Source organism: Aggregicoccus sp. 17bor-14 (genome assembly GCF_009659535.1).
Classification (GTDB): domain Bacteria; phylum Myxococcota; class Myxococcia; order Myxococcales; family Myxococcaceae; genus Aggregicoccus.
In genome coordinates this window covers 373731-380081 of the sequence record NZ_VJZZ01000008.1, presented here as the reverse complement: position 1 = coordinate 380081, position 6351 = coordinate 373731, and the positions used below count along the sequence as shown (strand labels likewise).

Genomic DNA, 6351 nt, shown 5'->3' with positions numbered 1-6351 from the left:
CCGAAGCCCAAACGCAAGAAGCGCCGCGTGCCCCACGCCCAGTACCTGCGACAGGTCGCCACCTCCCGCGTCCTCGCCGCCGGCACCGTCGACTACGTCAAACGATGAGGTTTAAAGGGGTGCCACCAAGGGGAGCGAGTCAGCCGTTTCGGACGGACGGGCCTTCCGTTAGAGCAACTCATTGTCCAAGAGCTTGGGCGCCTTACGCCACTCACGAAGCGTGGAGCGAAATGGGCGTCGTGCCGAAGGATTGGCAGGCCAATGACACGGCACTCAAGTGGGAAAACGAGGTCAGGGTGTTGCCCGCTCGAAACAGTCATGACTTTACAGCCGCATTGCCTGTCTTCCTCGCAGGCCTACTGCCCTGCGGGCTCCCGACGTCACCATGGCGAAGCTCCTGAAGTGGTCGGCCCTCCCGCTCGCGGCGCTGCTGCTGGGCGCGTGTGGTGGAACGCAGAAGCCCGCGAAGAGCGACGAGCAACCGCTGTCCGGCGAGCGCGGCTACCGCGCGGCCTACGCGCCCAGGGCTGCCGAGGTGAAGGAGGGGCTCGCCTCCGGGCGGTGCCACGTGAACAGCACCTGCGGGGAGCTGTCCTTCGTGGACTGCGGCATGGCGGCAGACGGCCCCGCCTACTACGTGAGGACCTCGAGCCACGAGGTGCTCGAGGTGTGCGGCGGCGCCTGCATGTCGGGCCCTCGCCAGGACATGTGCGTGGCCTGCCCGCCACCCGAGTGGACCTGCGGGCGGTAGGGTCCGCAGCTCTGCTCGGACGCGGCTAGCGCGGGCGAGGCAGGGCGAAGGCTTCCTCGCGCGCTCGGCCCTCGGCGGAGGCCGGGGCGCCCAGCTCCATCAGCGCGGCCACCGTGGGCGCGATGTCCACCGCTGCGATCTGCTGCGGGTAGTACCCGGGCTTCACGCCGCGCCCCATGAGCAGGAAGGGCACCTGTGTGTCGTAGCCGTGGGGCGTGCCGTGGTTCGCCCCGAAGGTCTCCTCGTCCACGACGATGAAGGGGCGGGGCACCCAGATGACGTCGCCGCTGCGGTCCGGGTAGTAGCCGCGGCGCATGGGCATCACGTAGCCGCCCACGTCCGGGATGTTGAACAGGTCGTCGCGCGCGACCGCCGTGATGGCGTAGGGCTGGCGCGCGAGCCACGCGGCCACCGCGCGGCGCACGGCGATCCCGTCGGTGCGCCCGCTCAGCGCCTTGCCCCCGAGGTACACGTCCGCCTGCTCGATGCGCACCACGTACTCGCCCGCGCCGAAGCGCGTCTGCAGCTCCTTCCTCAGCTCGCCCTCGATGACGTGCGGGTCGAGGCGCTTGGCGGGCAGCCCGGCAGCCGCCCACTCCTCGGGCGCCGCCGCGCCGCCGTGGTCCGCGGAGAGCACCACGAGCAGGTTCTGGCGCCCGCCCGCCGCGCGCTCGGCCGCGGCGATGAGCTCCGTCAGCGCGCGGTCCAGCCGCACCAGGCTGTCCTGCATCTCCCAGGAGTAGGGGCCATAGGCGTGAAAGACGTAGTCGGTGCCGCTGAAGCTCACCGAGAGCAGGTCCGGGACTTCGTCCTGGCCCAGCTTCTCGCCCGCAATCGCCGCCTTGGCCGCCTGCACCAGCAGGTCGTGCGAGAAGCCGGAGGTGCGGAAGGCCTCGTAGTAGTCCTTGCCCGGGGCCGAGAGGCCGCCGGTGAGGGCGTGGGGGAAGGTGCGGCCCATTCCCACGGGCGTTCCCTCGAAGGGGCGGTCGTCCTCGCCCACGTAGGCAATGGGAGGCAGGGCGAGCTCCCACGTCTTGCCGAAGGCGGCGTCCGGGAGCTTGCGCGCGTTGAAGGCGCTGAGCCACTCGGGCACGGCCTTCGTGTACCAGGTGCTGGTCACGAACTTCCCCGCCACGTCGCTGAACCAGTACGCCTGGCCCAGTCGCCCGGCGAGCGGGAGCGCCGCGCGCGCCTTGTACGAGAGTGCCACGGCCTTGCCCCGCTCCTGGGTGGCGGTGCGCAGGCGGTCCGCGAGCGTCTCGGCCTGCAGGGCCTCGGGGCAGCTGTCCTCGGTCGGGTCCAGGGGGACCTCGAGGATGGGGTGGCGCCCGTCGGCGAACACCGCCAGCGCCTTGCCCGTGGCGCGGTCGCCCACCTCGTTGTCGACGATGCCGTGGCGCCAGGGGTGCGCGCCGGTAGCCAGGGTGCTGTGTCCGGGCGCGGTGCGCGCCTCCGCGGTGAGGTAGCGCGTGTCCGGGAACACGGCGCCCGCGTCCAGCAGCTGCGCGAGCGCCCCGGTGAGCTTGGGGCGGTTGCGCAGGAGCACGTCCGTGCCCAGCGCATCCACCGAGACGAAGAGGGTGAGGCGAGGGGGCTTGGCGCTGGCCGGGAGGGCGAGCAGGAGGCTTGCGAGCAGGAGGGAGCGGCGCATGGGGCGCATCCTTCCCAGCGAGGGTGCTCAGAAGCAACCAACTCCTCGCGAACCGAGCCTTCCGCCCAACCTGTTGCCCTGCTAAGGGGGGCCCGGCATGTACGAGGCACGACTGCGCGTCATCTACGGCGACACCGACCAGATGGGCGTCGTGTACTACGCGAACTACTTCCGCTACTTCGAGTTCGCGCGCAGCGAGCTGTTCCGCGCGAAGGGCGGCAGCTACCGCGACTTCGAGCGCGAGGGCAGCCTGCTCCCGGTGGTCGAAGCGCACTGCGACTACCGCGCGAGCGCCCGCTACGACGACCTGCTCGTCATCCGCACCCGGGTGAGCGAGCTCAAGCGCGTGTCCCTGACCTTCTCCTACGAGCTCTTCCGCGAGGGCGAGCTCGAGCGCCCGCTGTGCACCGGCCACACGGTGCACGCCTGCATCGGGCGCGATGGTAAGCCCACCCGCATTCCCGAGCGCCTCGCGCAGCTGCTGCGCGAGGACTCCTGACGCTTCCCCGTAACCCTCACCGGCAGCAACGGAGCACGAAAGACATGGATCGCAACCTGGCAATGGAGGTGGTGCGCGTCACCGAGATGGCGGCGATCGCATCCGCCCGTCTGATGGGCCGCGGCGAGAAGGACAAGAGCGACCAGGCGGCAGTGGACGCCATGCGCCGCGCCTTCGATGCCCTGAACATCGAGGGCACGGTGGTCATCGGCGAGGGCGAGCGCGACGAGGCGCCCATGCTCTACATCGGTGAGAAGGTGGGCAAGGCGCAGGCGGGCGCTCCCGGCGTGGACATCGCGCTGGACCCGCTCGAGGGCACGAACCTGTGCGCCTACGGCCGCCCGGGCTCCATCAGCGTGGTGGCCATGGCGAGCAAGGGCTGCCTGCTCAACGCGCCGGACACGTACATGGAGAAGATCGCCGTGGGCCCGCGCGCCAAGGGCGCCATCGACCTGCGCAAGAGCCCCACCGAGAACCTGCGGGCCATCGCGGAGAAGATGAAGGTCTACGTGGAGGACCTCACGGTGATGATCCTCGACCGCGAGCGCCACCAGGAGCTCATCAAGGAGGTGCGCGCCGCGGGCGCGCGCATCCGCCTCATCGAGGACGGCGACGTGGCGGGCGCCATCGCCACCTGCTTCCCGGGCACCGGCGTGGACGTGCTCATGGGCACCGGCGGCGCGCCCGAGGGAGTGATCGCCGCTGCGGCGCTGCGCTCGGTGGACGGAGAGATGCAGGGCCGGCTCGTGCCGCGCAACCAGGGCGAGATCGAGCGCGCCAAGAAGATGGGCATCACGGACATCACGAAGATCTACACCGCCGAGGAGCTCGCGCGCGGCGAGGTGATGTTCGCGGCCACCGGCGTCACCACCGGCGACTTCCTGCGCGGCGTGCGCTTCTTCGGTGGCGGCTGCGAGACGCACTCGGTGGTCATGCGCAGCAAGACCGGCACCGTGCGCTACATCCAGTCCACGCATAAGTTCGACTCGAAGCCCGGCTACAACTTCTAGTCCTCACTCATCTCCCGGAGTCACCCCATGGCAGGCGCCACGAAGTCCATCGTCATCAACGCCCCGATGGAGAAGGTCTTCGACGTCATCGCGGACTTCGAGCGCTACCCGGAGTTCCTCCCGGAGGTGAAGCGCATCCGCCTGAGCAACCGCCAGGGCGACGCGGTGGACGTGCACTACGAGGTGGAGCTGATGAAGACCGTCCGCTACACCATCCACTCCGTCGCCCAGCGGCCCCAGAAGCTCTCCTGGACCTTCGTGGACGGTGAGTTCATGAAGGACAACCGCGGCAGCTGGACGCTCGAGCCGGCGGGCGAGGGGAAGACCCAGGCCACCTACAACGTGGAGATGGCCTTCGGACTGCTCGTGCCCAAGGCGATCGTGAACACGCTCGCCGAGACCCAGCTGCCCAAGATGCTGGAAGCATTCAAGCGACGCGCTGAGAGCCGCTGACCTCCGGCCGTTCCGACTGGAACGCGAGCTCGCCTGCCTGCCCTCCCTGCTTGGGCAGGTGGGGCACCCTGGCCTCAGGTGTGTCCCGCAATGCCGGCTTGCTGCTGCCTTTGACTGCATTACACTTCGGTCCACCTCTCGGGCTCGCGCCCGGGAGCGGGCGGGGTGCGCGGGTCGCTGTCCCGGCGGATGGGTAGCCGTGCGAGTGGCCGCGGGGGTCCTTGGTGAATCGAGGGGCCTTAACTTGCATCAAAGGATTGGACGAAGAGGCAGTACGGGGCAGGGCGGGTCGGGGTTCCAGGCGGTTTGCAGGTTGAGGAGAAGCGAAAGACCCATGCTCGACGCGTTCATCATCGAGGAGATCAAGCGGCGGGAGCGGGTGCGCGAGGATCATCAGCGCCCCGTGGCCGAGCTGCCGCTGCCCGCGCCGGACGAGCGGCCCCGCCGCCGTACGGACACGGAGGACGACGAGAAGCCGCAGCGCGGCGTGGTGGTCATCGACCTCTGCGTCTAGCCGCAAGCCGCATTCCCGCGCCTCGCAGGCCCGCGCCGGACCCCTCACCGAGGGAGCCGCCGCGGGCCTCGTCGTCTCGGCAGGCCGGTGCGCGCTCCGGCAATCGACAATCGCGGCCGCCTGCTGCAGCGCATTCTTGCGAGCCTCGGAGCGCTCCTCTAGAAGCCGCTCCATGACCGAGATTGCCGAGATCCTAGCCCGCGAAGTGCTCGACTCCCGTGGCAACCCCACCGTGGAGGCCGAGGTCCACCTGTCTGGCGGCGCTCGTGGCCGCGCGATCGTGCCCTCCGGGGCCTCCACCGGCGAGCACGAGGCGCTCGAGCTGCGCGACGGGGAGAAGGACCGCTACCTGGGCAAGGGCGTGCGCAAGGCGGTGGCCAACATCCTGGAGACGCTCGCCCCGGCGCTGCTGGGCTCGGACGCCACGGACCAGTTCGCCGTCGACCAGCGCATGCTCGCCCTGGACGGCACCCCCACCAAGGGGAAGCTCGGCGCCAACGCCATCCTCGCCGTCTCCATGGCCACCGCGCGCGCCGCGGCGGACGCGTACGGCCTGCCGCTCTACCGCTACGTGGGCGGCAGCCAGGCGCGCACCCTGCCGGTGCCGCTGATGAACATCCTCAATGGCGGCGCGCACGCGGACACGCGCGTGGACATGCAGGAGTTCATGGTGGTGCCCGCCGGCGCCGCGTCTTTTGGTGAGGGCCTGCGCTGGGGCGCGGAGATCTTCCACGCGCTCAAGAAGATCCTGAAGGCGAACAAGCTGCAGACGGCCGTGGGCGACGAGGGCGGCTACGCGCCGGACCTGCCCGCCAATGAGGAGGCCCTGCGCCTCATCATGGAGGCCATCAAGACCGCCGGGTTCAAGGCCGGTGAGCAGGTGTTCCTCGCCATGGACGTGGCCGCGAGCGAGTTCTTCGACAAGGGGAGCAAGAAGTACAAGCTCAAGGGGGAGGGCAAGGAGTTCGATGCCGCGGGCCTCATCGCCTACTACGGCAACCTCGCCTCCAAGTACCCCATCACCTCCATCGAGGACGGGATGGCGGAGGACGACTGGGACGGCTGGAAGCAGATCACCGAGAAGCTCGGCGACAAGATGCAGCTGGTGGGCGACGACCTCTTCGTCACCAACGTGGAGCGGCTCAGCCGCGGCATCGAGACCGGCACGGCCAACTCCATCCTGGTCAAGGTGAACCAGATCGGCAGCCTCTCGGAGACCTACGACGCGGTGCGCATGGCCCACAAGGCGGGCTTCACCAGCGTGATGAGCCACCGCTCCGGCGAGAGCGAGGACACCACCATCGCGGACCTCGCAGTGGCGCTGGACTGCGGGCAGATCAAGACCGGCTCCGCGAGCCGCTCGGACCGCATCGCCAAGTACAACCAGCTGCTGCGCATCGAGGAGGAGCTGGGCGCCGGTGCCCGCTACGCGGGACGCTCGGCCTTCAAGGCGCTCAAGGCGAAGTAGGGCGC

Annotated in this window: 7 protein-coding genes; 6 read left to right on the top strand and 1 reads right to left on the bottom strand. The window is 69.7% G+C overall.

Features of this window, described 5'->3' with window-relative positions:
- Window positions 1–385 precede the first annotated feature (385 nt).
- Window positions 386–751, top strand: coding sequence for a hypothetical protein (locus FGE12_RS17720; protein ID WP_153867644.1), 366 nt, complete (start codon window positions 386–388; stop codon window positions 749–751).
- 25 nt (window positions 752–776) lie between these two features.
- Here FGE12_RS17720 and FGE12_RS17715 read toward each other — a convergent pair whose 3' ends face one another.
- Entirely contained in the window at window positions 777–2402 is a 1626-nt protein-coding gene (locus FGE12_RS17715; RefSeq protein WP_153867643.1) for an alkaline phosphatase family protein, read from the bottom strand.
- A 97-nt stretch (window positions 2403–2499) separates the two neighbouring features.
- On the opposite strand from FGE12_RS17715, the gene FGE12_RS17710 reads away from it, so the two are divergent.
- The 5 genes from FGE12_RS17710 (at window position 2500) to eno (ending at window position 6346) form a co-directional block, all read left to right on the top strand.
- Entirely contained in the window at window positions 2500–2901 is a 402-nt protein-coding gene (locus FGE12_RS17710) for a thioesterase family protein (RefSeq protein ID WP_153867642.1), read from the top strand.
- Window positions 2902–2945: 44 nt separating this feature from the next.
- Window positions 2946–3911 carry a class II fructose-bisphosphatase gene (gene glpX / locus FGE12_RS17705; RefSeq protein ID WP_153867641.1) on the top strand — a complete coding sequence of 322 codons (966 nt, stop codon included), beginning with the start codon at window positions 2946–2948 and terminating at the stop codon, window positions 3909–3911.
- A 27-nt stretch (window positions 3912–3938) separates the two neighbouring features.
- Complete coding sequence (locus FGE12_RS17700; protein ID WP_153867640.1) at window positions 3939–4364, top strand: type II toxin-antitoxin system RatA family toxin; 426 nt, start codon at window positions 3939–3941, stop codon at window positions 4362–4364.
- A 334-nt stretch (window positions 4365–4698) separates the two neighbouring features.
- On the top strand, window positions 4699–4878 hold the full coding sequence (locus tag FGE12_RS17695; protein ID WP_153867639.1) for a hypothetical protein: 180 nt from the start codon (window positions 4699–4701) through the stop codon (window positions 4876–4878).
- A gap of 172 nt (window positions 4879–5050) precedes the next feature.
- Window positions 5051–6346 carry a phosphopyruvate hydratase gene (gene eno, locus FGE12_RS17690; protein WP_153867638.1) on the top strand — a complete coding sequence of 432 codons (1296 nt, stop codon included), beginning with the start codon at window positions 5051–5053 and terminating at the stop codon, window positions 6344–6346.
- Window positions 6347–6351 lie beyond the last annotated feature (5 nt).